13 protein-coding genes are annotated in these 18209 nt (G+C 36.0%); 5 read left to right on the top strand and 8 right to left on the bottom strand.

The annotated features are described in order from the left end of the window. The first annotated feature begins 17 nt into the window (after positions 1–17). From ACQ76T_RS14785 to ACQ76T_RS14775, 3 genes are all read left to right on the top strand, one after another. Positions 18–3287, top strand: a complete 3270-nt coding sequence (locus ACQ76T_RS14785; RefSeq protein WP_431344065.1) for an efflux RND transporter permease subunit — start codon at positions 18–20, stop codon at positions 3285–3287. Positions 3288–3311: 24 nt separating this feature from the next. After that, on the top strand, positions 3312–4418 hold the full coding sequence (locus tag ACQ76T_RS14780; RefSeq protein ID WP_431344064.1) for an efflux RND transporter periplasmic adaptor subunit: 1107 nt from the start codon (positions 3312–3314) through the stop codon (positions 4416–4418). Between the two features lie 306 nt (positions 4419–4724). Beyond that, complete coding sequence (locus ACQ76T_RS14775) at positions 4725–5435, top strand: C40 family peptidase (protein ID WP_431344063.1); 711 nt, start codon at positions 4725–4727, stop codon at positions 5433–5435. Positions 5436–5622: 187 nt separating this feature from the next. Here the strand turns inward: ACQ76T_RS14775 and ACQ76T_RS14770 are convergent, their stop codons facing one another. The 8 genes from ACQ76T_RS14770 to ACQ76T_RS14735 form a co-directional block, all read right to left on the bottom strand. Beyond that, complete coding sequence (locus tag ACQ76T_RS14770) at positions 5623–6198, bottom strand: pentapeptide repeat-containing protein (protein ID WP_431344062.1); 576 nt, start codon at positions 6196–6198, stop codon at positions 5623–5625. Between the two features lie 24 nt (positions 6199–6222). Then, positions 6223–7785 (bottom strand): hypothetical protein, encoded by a 1563-nt coding sequence (locus tag ACQ76T_RS14765; RefSeq protein ID WP_431344061.1) that lies wholly within the window; start codon positions 7783–7785, stop codon positions 6223–6225. Between the two features lie 238 nt (positions 7786–8023). Then, on the bottom strand, positions 8024–9358 hold the full coding sequence (locus ACQ76T_RS14760; RefSeq protein ID WP_431344060.1) for a hypothetical protein: 1335 nt from the start codon (positions 9356–9358) through the stop codon (positions 8024–8026). Between the two features lie 449 nt (positions 9359–9807). Further along, the gene (gene rodA / locus ACQ76T_RS14755) at positions 9808–11037 is read right to left on the bottom strand and encodes a rod shape-determining protein RodA (protein WP_431344059.1); all 1230 of its coding nucleotides are present in this window, start codon (positions 11035–11037) and stop codon (positions 9808–9810) included. Further along, a complete protein-coding gene (locus tag ACQ76T_RS14750) occupies positions 11034–13079 on the bottom strand; it encodes a penicillin-binding transpeptidase domain-containing protein (RefSeq protein ID WP_431344058.1) in 2046 nt (681 codons plus the stop codon). Before ACQ76T_RS14750 ends, rodA begins: the two co-directional genes overlap by 4 nt. Further along, positions 13076–13582 (bottom strand): rod shape-determining protein MreD, encoded by a 507-nt coding sequence (locus ACQ76T_RS14745; protein ID WP_431344057.1) that lies wholly within the window; start codon positions 13580–13582, stop codon positions 13076–13078. The genes ACQ76T_RS14750 and ACQ76T_RS14745 overlap by 4 nt, the downstream gene beginning before the upstream one ends. Next, on the bottom strand, positions 13575–14429 hold the full coding sequence (mreC, locus tag ACQ76T_RS14740; protein WP_431344056.1) for a rod shape-determining protein MreC: 855 nt from the start codon (positions 14427–14429) through the stop codon (positions 13575–13577). Before mreC ends, ACQ76T_RS14745 begins: the two co-directional genes overlap by 8 nt. Before the next feature lie 28 nt (positions 14430–14457). Next, positions 14458–15483 carry a rod shape-determining protein gene (locus ACQ76T_RS14735; protein WP_002982450.1) on the bottom strand — a complete coding sequence of 342 codons (1026 nt, stop codon included), beginning with the start codon at positions 15481–15483 and terminating at the stop codon, positions 14458–14460. 504 nt (positions 15484–15987) lie between these two features. Here ACQ76T_RS14735 and hemA point away from each other — a divergent pair. Beyond that, positions 15988–17262, top strand: a complete 1275-nt coding sequence (hemA, locus tag ACQ76T_RS14730) for a glutamyl-tRNA reductase (RefSeq protein WP_431344055.1) — start codon at positions 15988–15990, stop codon at positions 17260–17262. After that, positions 17249–18157, top strand: a complete 909-nt coding sequence (gene hemC / locus ACQ76T_RS14725) for a hydroxymethylbilane synthase (protein WP_431344054.1) — start codon at positions 17249–17251, stop codon at positions 18155–18157. The genes hemA and hemC overlap by 14 nt, the downstream gene beginning before the upstream one ends. The last annotated feature ends 52 nt before the right edge of the window (positions 18158–18209 follow it).

The following is an 18209-nucleotide window of genomic DNA, read 5'->3' as shown; positions in this document are numbered from 1 at the left end:
TCATCAACATTATCTCAATGAACCTAATAAGATTTGCATTAAGAAAACCTATTACGATTTTAGTGATTGTTGCCGGTCTGTTTTTCTTCGGATTACGGTCTGTAAACTCCATTAAGGTCGATATTTTTCCTAAACTGGATTTACCCGTGATCTATGTTTCTCACCCTTTCAGCGGATATACTCCGCAACAGATGGAAGCATTTTTCGCTAAACAATACATCAATATTTTCCTCTTTGTGAACGGGATTAAAAGTATTGAAACCAAAAACATTCAGGGACTGACTTTAATGAAAATTAATTTCTATCCCGGAACCGACATGGCTCAGGCCGCAGCAGAATTGAACTCGTTTTCTACCAGAATTCAGGCCGCCTTCCCGCCCGGCTCCAATCCACCGTTTATTATCCGTTTCGACGCTTCTACCCTTCCAGTTGGGCAGCTCGTTCTAAGCAGTGATAAAAGATCAAACAACGAATTACTTGATCTCGCCAACGTATACGTACGTTCAACCTTCACCTCTATTCCGGGGATTGTTTCTTCTCCACCTTTTGGAGGAAATATCCGTACCGTGGTTATTAATGCTAATCCAGATCTTCTGCGACAACATAATATGACCCCGGATCAGCTTGTGGAAGCATTACGTCTGAACAACCAAACAGCTCCTTCCGGAAACGTAAGAATCGGAGATAAATACTACATTACTCCGACGAATACGATGATTAAAAATGTAAAAGATTTTGGGAACATTCCTTTATACAAAGGTAGTGTTCAGAATCTTTATCTGAGAGATGTCGCCACGGTTACAGACGGTGCAGATATGACGTCAGGATATGCTTTGGTCAATGGGCGACGCTCCGTTTATCTGAGTATTGCCAAAAGTGCCGATGCTTCTACCTGGGACGTTGTTCAGAATTTGAAAAAACAGTTGCCACAGATTCAGTCTAACCTTCCGGATGATGTAAAAGTCAGTTTTGAGTTTGATCAATCTACCTATGTTATCAATTCTGTTAAGAGTTTATTAAGTGAGGGAACTATTGGAGCCATACTCACCGGGTTGATGGTAATTTTATTCCTCGGAGATATCAGGGGAGCCTTAATTGTTATTCTCACCATCCCGACCTCTATTATTTCTGCCGTTCTCTTTTTAAATTTATTTGGACAGACGATCAATATTATGACCTTAAGCGGACTTGCTCTCGCCATCGGAATTCTGGTGGATGAAAGTACCGTTACCATAGAAAATATACATCAGCATCTGGACATGGGAAAACCAAAATCTCTTGCCGTCTGGGATGCCTGTAAGGAAATTGCGTTTCCTAAACTCTTAATTTTATTCTGTATTTTGGCCGTTTTTGCTCCCGCATTTACAATGGGAGGAATTCCAGGATCACTGTTCCTTCCTCTTGCTTTGGCTATTGGATTCAGTATGATCGTTTCTTATTTCCTTGCCCAAACCTTCGTTCCGGTAATGGCCAACTGGATCATGAAAGTAAAGCATCATAAAGCAAAAGACGGTCATACTCTTACAGACTCTGAAGAATTGCAGGCAGCAGGATTAAGTGACGAAAATGACACCTGGAGCCAAAAAGAGATTCTTCTTCAAAATGAAGACAGCAACCGTGACGGAAAAGTAAGCCTGTTTGAAAAGATAAGATTCCGATATCTTAAATTTTTGGATAGAATTATGCCGTATCGAAAAATATTAGTGACTGGTTATATCTTACTGATGATGGGAATGGTTGCATTATTTTTAAACAGTATCGGACGAGACGTTCTGCCACAAGTAAACGGAAGCCAGTTCCAGGTAAGAATGCGTATTCCGGATGGTACCAGAATTGAAAAAACAGAACTTCAGACTCTGAAATTATTAGATGGGATAAAAGAAATCGTTGGAAAAGATAATGTTTCAATCACCTCCGCATATGTTGGAACCCACCCTACTCTTTTCTCCGTAAGCCCTATCTATCTTTGGATGGCAGGATCTCATGAAACTGTTTTACAGGTGGGATTAAATGAAGAATATCACACCAATATGGATGACCTGAAGGATAAAATCAGAGAAAAGGCAAAAAGCATTAATCCTGATATGAAGTTATCCTTCGAACCTATTGAACTGACAGAAAAAATTCTTAGCCAGGGCTCTCCGACTCCTATCGAAGTAAGATTATCAGGAAGAGATAAAAGCCTCAATGAGGCGTATGCTAAAAAAATTGAAGAGCAACTTAAGAAAATTCCATATCTGAGAGATGTTCAGATTGGGCAATCTATAAAATATCCTGCGCTGGACATCAATGTTGACCGTGTTCGCGCTGCTCAATTGGGTATTGACATGTCTGATGTCTCCCGTTCATTAGTTGCTTCCACGTCATCTTCCCGATTCACTGAAAAGAATATCTGGACCGATGAAAAAGCAGGATACAGCTACAACGTACAGGTTCAGATTCCTGAAAATAAAATGAACAGCAAAGAAGAAATTGCCGGAATTCCGTTACAGAAAAATTCTAACAGACCCAATCTTGGTGATGTGGCCACAATTAAAAACAGCTTTACCTATGGTGAAACGGATAACCTTGGAGCTATGCCAACGCTTACGGTTACAGCCAACCTTAATCATACCGACTTAGGAACCGCTTCGAAAGATGTACAGAAAGTAATTGATAATATTGGTGAGCTTCCGAGAGGTCTTAATATCCAAATGATCGGTTTAAGCCAGACCTTAAATGAAACGTTAAGCAGTTTGCAGAGCAGCCTGATTATTGCTATTGTTGTAATCTTCCTGATGCTTGCGGCCAACTTCCAGTCTTTTACAGTTTCTGGTGTTGTATTGGTGACTGCACCCGCCGTTTTAGTAGGATCTTTAGCGTTACTGATCATCAGTGGATCAACACTTAACCTTCAATCTTATATGGGAATCATCATGTCTGTAGGGGTTTCTATTTCCAATGCGGTATTATTAATTACCAATGCAGAGCAGTTAAGAAAACATAATGGGAACGCACTTTTATCTGCAAGAGAAGCCGCAGCGCTGAGGTTAAGACCTATTGTAATGACTGCATTGGCCATGGTTGTGGGAATGGTTCCAATGGCACTTGGGCTGGGAGAAGCAGGAGATCAGGTTTCCCCATTAGGAAGAGCCGTTATTGGTGGTCTTGTAGCGTCTACATTTGCCGCTCTCTTCATTCTTCCTTTAGCCTTTGCATGGGGACAAGGAAAAGCAACTACCCAAAGTGTATCTCTTGATCCTGAAGATGAAGAAAGCATTCATTTCATGCCTGAAATTGTTAAATAAATAACCTACTATTAATAATAAAATATGAATCGATTATATAAATATCTAATTCCGGCAGTCCTGATTTTCAGTTTACAAAGCTGCGGACACGAGGAGAAAAAGGAAGCAAAAAAATCTCCCGAGCCTTCATCTCCGGAAATTGAAACGGTAAATCCAAAACAGGAAGATTTTTCTTCATCAACAGCTATTCCCGGGGAATTGCAACCTTATCAGAAAGTGGATGTATATGCTAAAGTCAGCAGCTTTGTTAAAAAACTGTATGTGGATGTTGGAAATGAGGTAAAAGCGGGCCAATTATTGGCTACTCTGGAAGCTCCTGAGATCAATTCTCAGCAAAGCGCTGCTTCATCCGCCTTAAAAGCAAAAGAAGCATTATACATTGCCAGTAAAGCAAAATACGACCGTTTAAAAGAAACCAGCAAAACTCCGGGAACCATTTCCGCTCTTGATCTGGAACAGGCTTTGGCAGCACAGAAATCTGATATGGCGCAACTGGAAGCTGCAAGAGCATCTTTTCATGAAGTGGCGGACGTTAAAAATTATCTTCAGATCAAAGCTCCGTTTAGTGGTAATATTGCAACCAGAAATGTAAGTGCGGGAGCTTATGTAGGACCTTCAGGCAAAGGCTCGGATCTGCCAATGTTCAGCCTTGTACAGCAGGACAGATTACGTTTGGTAGTGAACGTACCTGAATCTTACACCGGATTACTCAATAAAAACGGAGATATTAAGTTCTCCATTCAATCTATTCCCGGAGAAACTTTTAATGCTAAAATAGCGAGATTCGCCGGAGCTTTAGACAACAAACTTCGCTCTCAGTGGGTAGAAATGGATGTTTACAATAAAGACAAAAGACTTCTGCCGGGAATGGTGGCGAATGTGATTCTTCCTTTAAGCGAAAACAACAAATCACTGTCCGTTCCAAGCACTGCTGTATTGAATTCTACTTTGGGAATTTTTGTCATTAAAGTGGAAAAAAATAAAGCTCACTGGGTTCCTGTAACCGCAGGAATTGGCAATGGAGAAACGACAACTATCATCGGACAAGTGTCTCCAAAAGATATAATCGTTAAGAATGCAACGGAGGAAATTCGTGACGGACAGAATATCGCTGTGAAGACCCCTAAATAAGCTCACAATCAAATAATTATTAACAAAAATTATAATTCCATTTCCTGATGAGGAAATTTTAAAAACATCCAGAATCAGGATAAATGGAAATAATTTTGTTAAAGACTCTTAATAAAAAAAACCGCACACATGCCAAAAATAGGCTGTTGCGGTTTATTTTTCTTTAACATATGTAAACAATATGTTAAAATGTGTTAAAATAAGATCCTGATAATTATCATAACAAGGGTCTTTTAATGGGAATCTCTACTTTTGTAATGCTTTTGAAAATAAATATCCCTTTTTAACACGGTTAATCAAATATATATGAAGAAAAGAGTTTTGTTTTATTTAGTTGCTATAGTTACTACAGTGTCAATGCAATCGTGTGCTACAAATTATGTAGTTTCAAAACCAGCAACTTACACAAAAGAATACAAAACAGATGCCAAACTAGCTTCTATAGATAACAAAAAGATGGAGCAGGATAAGCAGAAGCTTATTGACTCTTTCTTAGCTGAAAAAGCGGCGTCTATAGCAAATGCTAAAAAAGCTATTAAGAATTCTGAGATTGCTAAAGCAATCAAACATAATAAAACCATCGACGGTATCCTTACAGAAGCTGAAACATACCTAGGAACTCCTTACAGATATGGAGGAACGACAAGAAACGGTATAGATTGTTCAGCTTTCGTTCTTTCTGTATTTGGAGCAGCAGCAGGTCTTAGCTTACCAAGAGTAGCAGCTTCTCAGGCTCAGGAAGGAGAAAGTGTTGAAAGAGGAGATTTACAGAAAGGAGATGTAATTTTCTTTTCACATGGAAGAAGAATTTCTCACGTAGGTATTGTAGAAAGTGTTAGTGAAGAGGGTGAGATCAGATTTATCCACGCAGCAACATCAAAAGGAGTAATGATTTCTTCGCTGAATGATTCTTATTGGGGACCTAAGTTCAGATTTGCAAAAAGAATGATTAACGCAGAAGGAGAAGCTTATAATAACTTAGCAGCGATCACTCCAGCTACACCAGCAAATTTTTAATTTTATAAATAATTGATTTAAATAATGAAGCCATCAGACATCTGATGGCTTTTTTATATGTGTTATTTGGATTAAGTTTCGGCTGAAACCAATGGGAATATATCTTTAAAGAAAAAGCGGGTTAAAACCCGCTCCTATTGATTCAATATCAGTATTTTTACACATGATCATTATATTGCCAGAGAGATCAGCTGTTTTTATCAATTTCTATATCGAACTTATACAACAGGCCATAGATTTCGGACAAGGAAAATTTGGCCTTTTTCAGCCTGTTTATGGCAGGATCTATTGAATAGTGGAAAGATGTCCTGAAGTCTGCCTTTTCAAGGTTTGAATTATCGAAAACAGCTCCTGACAGATCACAGTTACTAAAAACAGCATTGGACAAGTCGCATTCCGTAAAATCCACTTCTATCAGTTTAGAATTTTTGAAAATGGTTTTCTTAACAGAAGTCTCATAGAATAAGGAGTTATTCAGAATACTATCTTCAAATCTGAATGAAAGACCAAAGGCATTACAGTCATTAAACTGAAGCCCCAAAAGTTTACATTCTTTAAAAACCACATCATGAAAGGCTGTTTTCACAAGTTTTGCCATGCTGAGGTTACACCCCATAAATTCGCAGTCTGAAAAACTAAACCCTGATAAGTCACCATATTCAAAATTACAGTTTCTGAAGGTACAGTTTTCATATTCGCCTTTTTCCAATTGAGATAAGTCCGTGTTTTCAAAATTCTGATCTGGGATATATGATTGTTTCATTATTAAATCTACTATCAGCCTATTTTAATTTCTAATTTTTTGTGTGAAAACTTTACCATCATTTAAAACAGCCTTAAAGATGAAAACGCCTTTTGCTTCGATCTCGAAATAATATTTTTCATTACCAACTTTTGTATCATAAATCAATCTTCCGGAAGCATCAACAATTTCAATTTTATTAATTTTTTTGCTTTTTGAAACTACTGAAAAGCCTTTGTTATCTTTATATATGGAAATATTTTCATTTTTGCTGTTCTCCACGGTACTCAAAACTGTACTCCCATACTTAGCAAGTACAACCGTTCCTGCTTCATTTTTATATGGGAAATAAAGATCATTTCCATAAACCACAAAGTTTTCTTGTACCCCTTCACCATTGTCTGGGTTTGGTAAAACTGTAAGATTTGTTCCATCATATTTTACTAATTTATTACTCCCTCCAATTCTATAAGTACAAAAAAGAGCATTATTAAATTCTATGAAAGCGTCATTTACTCCAGAATTAGAACTTATTACATTAGATATTAAAGAAATACTTGTTCCAGAATATTTTGCTAATTGATAATTTCCACTACTAATGGCGTATTTAAAATAAATATCATTTGCAAAATTTATTACAGGGCCTGATGGTCCATTATCAACAGCATTAATATTATTCACAATTTGAAAATTTGTACCATCAAAAATGACCAATTTATTCTTAAACTCCGTTCCTACATAAATACTAGTAGTAAAATAAATTTTAGAATTAAAAACCAAGGGTTTAATTGTACTAGGAAATCTAGCTTGAGCAATCGGAAGAGATGAAAAAGTATTCCCTCCATATAGACCAAGCCCATATCCTACTCCATGTAAATAGCAATACATTTTTGTATCTAGATTTACAAGACCTCCTAAATATTCTTGTGAGCTATTTGTTACAGTCTGTATTGTTGTTCCATCAAATTTACCTATTCCATCAAAAAACATGTTATTGTCTTTATATCCGAAATAAAGTTCATTATTATATATAGTTGCCTGATTTCCTAATTTTAAAACAGCTCCAGGCATATTATTATTATTTATATTATTAATTTTTAAAATATTTTGCCCATCAAAAGTATATAAATGAGAAGTCAAGCCATTATAATATGTTCCTCGAAACACCAGTTTATTATTATATAAAACAGGTTCACTTTCGCTTCCTGTTCCACCTATGTAAATTCCTCCGAATTCATAAACTGATTCTGGATTTAAAAACGCTTTTTGTTCTGATCCATCGTAAGTAACTATATAATCTTTATTTAAGTACTCATTCATAGATCCACTTGCTTTATAATCATAATTATAACAAAGCTTATTATTATAAATAACCATACTTCCTCTCAACAGTCCATTAATTGGTTGATTACTATAAGATGGTTCTGGTAATCCAATTACAGAAACGCCATCAAATTTTGCAAGTTTACTGTTTTTAGAAAAAAATAAAGAGTTATTATAAACAATTCCATTTTGTCCATAATTTTCAGTATTTGGAACGATTACAACTGATTGTCCGAACAGGCTTAAAGACAATATTAAGTTAAAGGATAAGAGTGTTTTTTTCATAGTTAAATAATTTTGTTTAAATATACATATTACAACCTTTTTATCAAAACTATTATATAAACATGTTATCCAATTCATCTTCATTGAACATTATAAATTCTTTGTATTAGCGCCTTAATGTACTTCGAGAAACATAGACAATTACTTTCTAAAGAAAACAAATGTATGTAAGCTTTAGTTTATTAAATAATGATCGAATAATAATGATTTGGTCACCCAAAACGGAGGTCTATATATCTTAATTTCTAATCTTTTGTGTGAAAATCCTGCCACCTTTTAAAGTCACTTTAATGATAAAAACACCTGCAGTGTTCATTTCAAAATAATATTTAGTGGCATTCACATCAATATTATTTATTTGTCTTCCAGAAATATCAAGAATTTCTATTTTACTGATTTCTTTTATTTTTGATAACGCTGAAAATCCATTACCTTCTTTAAATATTGAGATCGTTGTATTTTTCTTATTAACTTCTTTTGTGTTCAGAAATGTAGTGCCATATTTTGCCAGATTAATTTTTCCTGCGGCATCTTTATAAGGAAAATAAAGATCATTTCCATAGACAACAAATTTCTTATCAATCACACCTTCTCCATTATCAGGATTAGGAAGGACCGTCAAATTCTGACCGTCATACATTGCTAAATAATTGATGGTATTGATTGTATAGGTAAAAAACAATTTTCCACCAAATTCAATTAGTTTTCGTCCAATTCCCTTATCAGATACTGATGGATTGGGAACTAAAGAAATATTAGTCCCAGCATATTTACCAAGTTGAATTTTATTATTTGTGCTCTCATAGCCAAAATATAAATCCCCATTAAAGGGAGTAACATTTGTAATTGGTCCCCGATCGCTGCTTGTCAAGTTATTTATTTTTTGAAAACCAGCACCTTCAAAAATAGTTAATTGCCTATATAACAAATCATTATCGTAGGCAATACCGTAAGTTTTTGAATTAAGAATAATAAGCCTTTTTCTATTTAAAACTTTGGATTGCGTAACAGGAAGTAAAGATAGCGCACTTGTTGAAGGAGTATAGATTCCTAAACCATATCCTACCCCTATGCTATTATAATAAAAATTTAAATCAGACCCTGAGCTGATTACTCCACCTAAATATTCCTTGGAACTATTTGTTAAAGAAGTATAATCGGTACCATTAAATTTAATTAATTGATTTAAAAAACCATCAAGATATCCAAGATAAAGTTGATTATTATTAGAGACAGCCCAATTTCCCAATTTCACTTCACCTGAAACATTACTTCCGAAGTTTTTTATCATTGTCAGATTTTGTCCATCAAAAACATATAAAAAAGCTAACAATTTAATACCCGGAAAATAGGATCCGCGTAAAAATAATTTTCCTTCATTTATTACCGGCTCATCAGCATCTCCATTATCTCCAATCCTAATCGATGGCTGAGATATCGGCTTTAAAAATGCATTCTGCGAATTACCGTCATAAGTAACTATATAATCATTATCTATAGCACTTCCATTTTTATAATTATAACAAAGCTTATTATCATAAATCACCATATTTCCAGCTAATGTTCCATTCATTAAAACACTGTTGTATGAAGGATTCGGGATGTCCGTGATTATTTGCCCATCAAACTTTTTTAATTTATAATTTTTCCCTAAAAATAAAGAGTTGCTATAAACAATACCATTTTGATTATAGTCCTCAGTATTAGGTACAATTACAACTGATCCCAAATAGACTCAAAGACAAGATTACGTTAAAGGATAAGAGTATTTTTTTCATGGTTAAATAATTTTACACAAATATACGTATTACAGCCCTCTATGAATACTAATAATTTTATACTGATCGATAAGGTTTAAAATTAGTATACAAACAGGAAATTCAATTCATATTCATTGAACATGATAAAAATTCTTTATCTCAGACTATGATTATACTTTGAAAAAATAGGAAATTATTTCCTGTAGATAACAGGTTAGGTTCGTTTTGGTTTATGAAATCAAGATCGAATAACGCGATAAGCTTACACCAAGCTATTCTTATCGGAATAATTAAGCTTAAAGAATATAAACGTCATCATGGAAAAGGCAAGTAGTGAACTTCCTCCGTAACTGAAGTATGGCAAAGGAATCCCTACTGTAGGGAAAAGCCCCATAACCATCCCTAAATTGATTGAAAAGTGCATTAACAGAATAGATGCAAAACAGTATCCGAATACTCGGTTAAAGGTAGATTTCTGCTTCTCTGCCAGATAGTAAATTCTACCGATGTATACCATATAGCATAAGATCAGAATTGCACTTCCTAAAAAGCCCCATTCCTCTCCTACTGTACAGAAAATATAATCGGTTTCCTGCTCCGGTACAAATTTCCCTTGGGTAACAGATCCTTCGCGGTATCCTTTCCCCAAAAGACCACCTGAGCCAATGGCTGTTTTAGAATATAATAAGTTGTATCCCGAAGTATCTCTAAATGCCTTTTCACCTTTATAAAGAACCTCAATTCTTTCTCTCTGGTGTTTTGGCAGTTTTTCTAAAATGTAAGGAGAACCGAAAGCAAGTCCACACAGCAAAAGCACAGATCCAGCAATTCCCGAAATAGAAATAACATCCCAGGACATTCTATGATAGTTCATGGCAATAAATACTCCTGCAATCAATAAAACGGCAACAGCAACGTAGACTGGCGGAACGGCTAATGCAATCAGGAATACTCCGGCAAAAATAAATCCTATCCCAAACAGAAGACCACTCAACCCTTCTCTATATAGCGCAATGAAAAATGCAATAAATACAAGCATTGATCCCACATCAGGAATAGCCAAAACTACTGCTGCGGGAATACCTACGATGGCTAAGGTAGTCCAGAGAGATTTTCTGTTTTTCAGATTAAAGTCCGGCCCGGAAACATAATTGGAGAGCATAAGAGCGGTTCCTATTTTTGCAAATTCTACCGGCTGCATGGTAAAGCTTCCAAACTTGTACCAGTTTTTCTGTCCGAGGATCTCTTTCCCGAATGGGAAAAGTCCTATCAATAGAAGTACACCACCAATGTAAATGATCCCGGCCATGTTTTCAAAGAACTTACTTCGGCTAAAGAAGATGATAAGTCCTACGAATAGAGAGATCCCAAAAAACATGAATTGTTTTTCACCCAGTTTCTGGTCTACACTGTAGATATTTGCAATCGCAAAAATGCAAAGCAGGAAATACAGCCCTAGGCCCAGTTTGTCTATTCCTTCAGTCCATTTCATTGCTTCACAGGTTTTTTAGCAGTGTTATTATTTTTGGATTCTTCCTCTATTTTCTTTTGTAGCCTGGCCTTTTGTTGTTTTATCAACTCCAGACTGTCTTTTATTCTTTTTTGTTTGATAGAATCAGGTTTAGGATCTTTATATAAACCTTTACGTTTAAGATCTGCAATCCACTGTCTTTTATATTCAGGCATAAAGCTTGCCCCTATCATTTTTTTATAGAGATTTTCTCTTTTTAAATCACCAGTGATATATTTTTCAGCAATCACCGTACAAGCAGGACCTGCCCATGTTGCTCCAAATCCTGCATGTTCCATTACTGCAACGACAACAATCTTTGGTTTATCTGCCGGCGCAATGAGTACAAAAATAGAGTTATCTTTTCCTTGTGGAACCTGTGCGGTACCCGTTTTGGCTAACTGAGTAAAATCATTAGATTTCAACCCTCTTGCAGTTCCTCTTAGAACTACAGCTTCCATCCCTTTTAAAACAGGTTCAAAATGTTTGGGATCTACTAAAGTCTGATGTTTAATTTTAAACCTTGGATCTGGATTTGGTTTTCCATCAATAGCTTTTACGATATGAGGGGTATAGTACCATCCTTTATTGGCAATAGCTCCCACATAATTGGCCAGCTGAATTGGGGTTACCAAAACATCTCCTTGCCCCATTCCGTTATAAATGGCTCCTGTTGACATTTCATCCCAGTTCTTGAAATCAGTTCTTTGCGAACCACTGGCTTTCATGATGGCTTTAAACCTTTTTTCATAAAAATCTCCAGAAGGAATTCTTCCTCTTGCTCCTACAGCAAAGTCATTGTTCAAAAATTCTCCTACTCCAAAGCTACTCATGATTTTTTTCCACTCATCAACACCTTTCGAAGGATTTCCCGGATATTTCTTGATAATAGCAATGAAAGCATAGGTAAAAAAACAGTTACTGGAAACTTGGATAGAAGGAATAAGCGGATCTGCTCCACCGTGCCCTTTTATTCTTTTCCCTTTATAGAAAAATCCGCCACCACAAGGGAAAATTGTTTTTTCATCCATTACCCCCATCTGCATAGCAGCTAAAGCTGTTAACAGTTTGAAAGTAGATCCAGGAGGATAACCAGCCTGTAGAGAACGGTCGAAAGTAGGCTTATTTTCGTAAAGCGTATCTTTTGACAACGCATATAGGTTTCTCGATTTATTTGCTCCCGTGAAAAGGTTCGGATCAATATCCGGTCCTGTTGCTGCCACTAACACTTCACCATTATTAGGATCTAAAGCGACAATTGCACCGTGCTTGTTGACCAACATCTCTTCAGCAGTTCTTTGGAGGTCATAATCGATCGTTAATGTAATGTCTTTCCCTGTAACGACATCTCTATCTAGGGATCCATTTTTATAAGAGCCAATATTTCGAAGTCTGATGTCTTTTTGAATATATTTTATTCCTTTTATTCCACGAAGTTCTTTTTCATAGGATTTTTCAACGCCCGTTTTTCCGATAAAGTCTCCCGGTAAGTAATACACAGAATCTTTTTTAATATCTTTTTCATTTACCTCACTTGTATACCCTAAAAGGTTTCCGGATGTTGAAACTTCATACTGACGCTGAGGACGCTGTACAATATTAAAGGCAGGATACTTAAAGATAATTTCCTGAACTCTTGCAATATCTTCCCTGCTCAGATCCTTTAAGAAAGTCATCGGAGTCAGTTTGGAATAGTATTTTTCTTTTTTAATAAAATTGATTCGGTTGATAAAGTCGTTCTTACTGATCTTCATCAAGCTGCAAAATCCAAGAGTATCGAAATCCTGCTTCATCAAAGCCTGGGTAAAAGAAACCTCATAAGCAGGTTGGTTTCCTACCATAATCTTTCCGTTCCTGTCAAAAATAACTCCACGCTGTGGAATGACATACTCCGTTTTAATGGAAGTATTGGCAGCATTTAAAGCGTAGCGGTCTGTAAATAATTGTAAATAAGCAAGCCTCACCACAAAAATAAGGGCGATAGTGACAAGGATGGAAAAGATTTTTAAATAACGTGTGTTCAAACTTTTTGTTTGATTTTAAATATTAATGCGTAGATGACTATAAATATAAAGGAAATTACACTTGTTACCAACACATTAAATAATATTTCAAAAAATCTGCTGAACTTAAAGAACTCAATATACTGTACTAAAAGCTGATGCAGAAAAATACTTGAAAATAAAAACAGCAAAAACTGCGCCCATTGAAGGGACTGAAAAGAGAAAAAGTCTGTAGAAGTATCAGTAGAAGTCCTGAAAATCAACGTTCTGAAATAAGCAATCAACGTTGTTGCAAATGCATTAATACCCCATGAATTAAGGAAGCCGTCAATAGATAACCCAATAAGAAAGCTTAATGCCAGGAACTGAAATTTATTTCTGAAGAATGGGTAGAACATAACAAATACGGGATATAACACCGGGGTATATTTCCCAAAAAGCGTAATCCTGTTCAAAACAAATATCTGTAATGCCACAAGAAAAATCATGATCAATATGTCGGTAAATAAAGTCCTGCTAATCATTTTCTTTTTTTATTACAGCCTGCATAGTATCCTGAATCTTCTGCACTTCGGCTTTCTTAAGATTCTTCACTACAAACACTTTATTCAACGCTCCCATTTTTTCACTCAGCTCTACGGAGATATCCCAGAAGCCGGTTTTATTATCTACAGAATATCCGGCAATGGTACCAATTGTTACTCCTTTCGGGAAAATAGCGGATTTACCGTCTGTTACAACAGTATCTCCAACTTTTAACGCAACATATTTAGGAATATCGGCAAGGTGCATCACTCGGGAGTTATCACCATTCCATGTTAAAGTACCAAAGTATCCTGAATTTTTAAGTGCAGCATTAATTCTGATCTTATTAACACTTAAGACCGACTGAACCAATGCGTAACTATCTGTAGAGTTGATAACAATCCCCGCAATACCTCTTGGTGCCATTACCCCCATCTGAGGAAAGACACCGTCTCTTCGGCCGCGGTTGATTGTAAAATAGTTATTTCTTCTGTTGATACTGTTGAAAACAATTTCTCCGTCAACAAAAGTATAAATCTGCCCGCCACCAATAGTATCATGAACTTTTCTGAAAACAGGATTCTTAGCTCCGTCTTTTCCGTAAAGTTCAGTCATAAGGGCTTTATTCTGAACAACAAGATCTTCGTTGATCTGTTTTAGCTTCAGATAAGAAACTCCTTCATCTATATACCCGGAAACCCAGGAATTAAACGCAGCTGTTTGGCCCGCAATCCAGGATTGTTGCATGGCATTTCTGGAGAATATCAAAACCAGAGCAATAATTTGCAGGAATATAAAGAAGACGAAAAGAGTGTTCTTCGAAAATAATCTCAGCAAAAATCCCATTCAGATATATAGTCGTAAAAAGTTAAAATTATTTTATTAAGAAATTGAATTTATCCATATTCTTAAGAGCAATACCTGTTCCACGAACAACTGCTCTCAACGGATCTTCAGCTACAAATACAGGAAGACCAGTCTTTTTGTGGATTCTGTCTGCAAGACCTCTCAATAATGCACCACCTCCGGCAAGATAGATACCTGTTTTGTAAATATCAGCTGCCAATTCCGGCGGAGTAAGAGAAAGAGTTTCCATTACAGCATCTTCAATTCTGATGATCGATTTATCTAATGCACGTGCAATCTCTTTATACCCAACCATAATTTCTTTAGGCTTCCCTGTGATAAGGTCTCTACCTTGTACCGGAATGTCTTCGATGTCTACATCAAGATCTTCTACTGCAGAACCTACTTCAATTTTGATTCTTTCAGCCGTTCTTTCTCCGATGTAAAGGTTATGGTGAGTTCTTAAGTAATAAGCAATATCGTTTGTAAATACATCTCCGGCAATCTTCACAGATTTATCACATACGATACCTCCAAGAGCCACCACAGCAATTTCTGTAGTACCACCACCTATATCGATGATCATGTTACCTTCAGGCTTCTGTACGTCGATCCCTACTCCAATTGCAGCAGCCATTGGTTCATAGATTAATCGTACTTCTTTTGCGTTTACTTTCTGAGCAGAGTCTCTTACTGCTCTTTTTTCAACTTCAGTGATACCAGAAGGAATACAGATTACGATACGTAATGCCGGTTGAATGAATTTACCTTTGATCCCAGGAATTTTTTTGATAAATTCTTTGATCATGTGTTCAGAAGCGTGGAAATCAGCAATAACACCATCTTTCAATGGACGAATTGTTTTGATATCCTCGTGAGTTTTACCTTGCATATGTTTAGCCTGCTCGCCCACTGCAATGGGTTTACCCGAAGAACGTTCAATCGCAACAATTGACGGTTGATCTATAACAATTTTATTATTATGGATGATAAGGGTGTTAGCAGTTCCAAGGTCTATCGCAATTTCTTGCGTAAACATATCAAATAAACTCATATTTTTCTTCTGATTTTAAGTTTACAAAGATATAAATTTAACCCTACTAAAGAAATTTCCCAACAACTTAATTTGGTTAAAGTTTTATTAAAATTTACAATTCTTTATTAACTTTCAGTTTAGATGTTTACAGAGTTTGAGTTCAACTAAAATTAATGAAGCTCCGAAAAGATAAAAAAGTAAAATTATAAAAGGGTAAAACGGCCAATAAATCAGAGGTAACGGTGAAGGCAAATAAGTAGACATGAGGCTGTTTTTTTTTAGATAATCACAATCGTTTTATCAATGTCAAAAAAACTGACAATCAACCATTAAACAATATTTCGTTTCAGAAAAAGTAAAGATTCAATTCATTAGTCCTCCTGTTTTTTCAATCTTTTACACATTATCTTCTGTTGCTTAATAGTCTAAACCTTTCCTTTTCTCTTATAGTTTTTTACGATAATTATCATATACACTATCAGAGGGGAATTAATTAAAAAAATCGTAAATTTGCGACTGCTTATGTTACAGTATTCCAACATTCATCAGACATCTAATTTTGCCGTGCTTTCCATAAGCTACGAGAAAGCTGATGTAGAAACGAGAGGAAAATTTGCATTCTTTGATGAAAACATCAAAAACTTTGTTTCAAGAGTCCATCAGGAAGATCTTGGAGATGCATTTGTGGTTTCCACTTGTAACAGGACCGAAATTTATACCACTTCTCCCAATTATCTTTTAGTGGCAGAAGAATATTGCAAAACCATCGGAGTTAATATTACAGATTTCCTTCAGTTTGCGAATATTCTGACAAAAGAAGAAGCTTTAATTCATCTTTTCAGAGTAGCTGCCGGCCTGGAGAGCCAGATTATTGGAGATTTTGAAATCATCGGTCAGATCAAAAAAGCATACAGCCGCTTTAAAAAAGAGAGACAAAATTCTAATCCTTATCTGGAAAGAGCGATCAACGCAGCTATTCAGATTTCAAAAAGGATTAAAAATGAAACAGGTATTTCCAATGGAGCTGCTTCTGTTTCTTATGCTGCGGTTCATTATATCCTCAACAGCCAGAAGAGAATTGCCGAAAAGAACATTCTTCTTTTGGGAGTGGGTGAAATTGGACAGAATACGGTAGAAAACCTGGTAAAACATGTTTATCAGCCGAAAATCAAAATTGCCAATAGAACTCAGGATAAAGCTGAAAAAATTTCCCAGAAATATAATATTCCCCACGTTGATTATTCTGATTTTGACAAGGAATTAAAAAATACTGATATTCTTATCGTAGCAACAGGAGCCAAACATCCTATTGTAAACCAGTCTCATTTCCCTAACGGAAAAGAAACCTTAATCATCGATCTTTCTATTCCTCATAATGTTGAAAAGAATGTTACCGAAAATGAAAATGTAACGCTGATTGATGTGGATGAACTTTCTAAACAGATCCAGGAAACAATACAACAGCGGGAAAAAGAAATCCCAAAAGCTGAAAAAATCATTAAGGAACTGATGAAAGACTTCATTGAATGGGAGAAAAAAAGAAAGCTGGCCCCTAATATTCATCATTTCAAAGCGGTTTTAAAGAATATGGAACGCAATGAAATGCATAATTTTTATAAAAAGAATAAATACATAAACATCACGGACATGGAACTTTCTGAGAAAATGATCCAGAAGATCACCAACCGTTTTGCAAAATATATCATCGATAATCCCTTGAAAGCCGAAGAAATTAGTAAATTAATGCACGAAATATTAGTTGAACAACCAAACAACGAATTCAATGAAAAGCATTAGAATCGGAACGAGAAATTCCGCACTTGCACTTTGGCAGGCTAGAGAGGTTGCGAGGCACCTTCAGAACAACAATTATTTAACGGAAATTGTTCCTATCGTTTCTTCTGGCGATAAGAACCTTAATCAGCCCTTATATTCTTTGGGTATTACCGGAGTTTTCACAAGAGACCTTGATATCGCTCTATTAAATGATGAGATTGATATTGCCGTGCATTCTTTAAAAGATGTTCCTACACAGTTGCCTCATCATATTGAGATGATTGCTTACCTGGAAAGAGATTATCCACAGGATATTCTCATAAGAAAAGAATCCGCTCGTAATAAAGATTTTCATGAACTGAAACTGGCAACCAGCAGTTTGAGAAGAAGAGCCTTTTGGTTAAGAAATTATCCTCATACAGAGTTTTCTGACATCCGTGGAAACATCCAAACCAGACTTCAAAAATTGGAAGACGGGAACTTTGATGCAACAATTCTCTCTTTAGCAGGAATCAAAAGAATGAAAATGGAAATCGATTATGAGATGCTTCCATTAATGATCCCCGCTCCTTCTCAAGGAGTCATTGCAGTAGCAGGACATTCTGACAAACCGGAGATCAATGAAATTGTACGCGAGATCAACCATCAGCCTACACAGATCTGCGTGGAAATTGAAAGAAACTTCCTAAGCACTCTGGAAGGAGGCTGTACAGCACCTATTGGAGCTTTTGCAGAAATCATGGGCGACCAGATCCGTTTTAAAGCTGCACTTTGCTCTTTAGATGGTAAAAACTGCATTGCCATAGATGAAAACTTCGAGTACAGTTCTCCTGAGAATTTCGGCGAAAAGTTTGCAAACGTTGTTCTTGAAAATGGTGGAAAAGAATTGATGGCGGAAATCAAAAGCCAGATTTAAACTACTCTTTTATATTGTAGTTGCAAATTCTAATTTTCTTTTACCCCTTACT

The sequence above is a fragment of the Chryseobacterium sp. JK1 genome (assembly GCF_050632815.1).
In the GTDB taxonomy this organism is placed as follows: Bacteria; Bacteroidota; Bacteroidia; order Flavobacteriales; family Weeksellaceae; genus Chryseobacterium.
The sequence above is the reverse complement of the archived record's forward strand: the minus strand, read 5'-3'. Positions and strand labels throughout refer to the sequence as shown.

Coding starts and splice junctions, on each gene's coding strand:
- ACQ76T_RS14745 (WP_431344057.1), bottom strand. CDS start 13,582: ATGATTAGCAGGACTTTATTTACCGACATATTGATCATGATTTTTCTT.
- ACQ76T_RS14735 (WP_002982450.1), bottom strand. CDS start 15,483: ATGAGTTTATTTGATATGTTTACGCAAGAAATTGCGATAGACCTTGGA.
- ACQ76T_RS14770 (WP_431344062.1), bottom strand. CDS start 6,198: ATGAAACAATCATATATCCCAGATCAGAATTTTGAAAACACGGACTTA.
- mreC (WP_431344056.1), bottom strand. CDS start 14,429: ATGGGATTTTTGCTGAGATTATTTTCGAAGAACACTCTTTTCGTCTTC.
- rodA (WP_431344059.1), bottom strand. CDS start 11,037: ATGAAATGGACTGAAGGAATAGACAAACTGGGCCTAGGGCTGTATTTC.
- ACQ76T_RS14780 (WP_431344064.1), top strand. CDS start 3,312: ATGAATCGATTATATAAATATCTAATTCCGGCAGTCCTGATTTTCAGT.
- ACQ76T_RS14760 (WP_431344060.1), bottom strand. CDS start 9,358: ATGAATGGAACATTAGCTGGAAATATGGTGATTTATGATAATAAGCTT.
- hemA (WP_431344055.1), top strand. CDS start 15,988: ATGTTACAGTATTCCAACATTCATCAGACATCTAATTTTGCCGTGCTT.
- ACQ76T_RS14785 (WP_431344065.1), top strand. CDS start 18: ATGAACCTAATAAGATTTGCATTAAGAAAACCTATTACGATTTTAGTG.
- ACQ76T_RS14775 (WP_431344063.1), top strand. CDS start 4,725: ATGAAGAAAAGAGTTTTGTTTTATTTAGTTGCTATAGTTACTACAGTG.
- hemC (WP_431344054.1), top strand. CDS start 17,249: ATGAAAAGCATTAGAATCGGAACGAGAAATTCCGCACTTGCACTTTGG.
- ACQ76T_RS14765 (WP_431344061.1), bottom strand. CDS start 7,785: ATGAAAAAAACACTCTTATCCTTTAACTTAATATTGTCTTTAAGCCTG.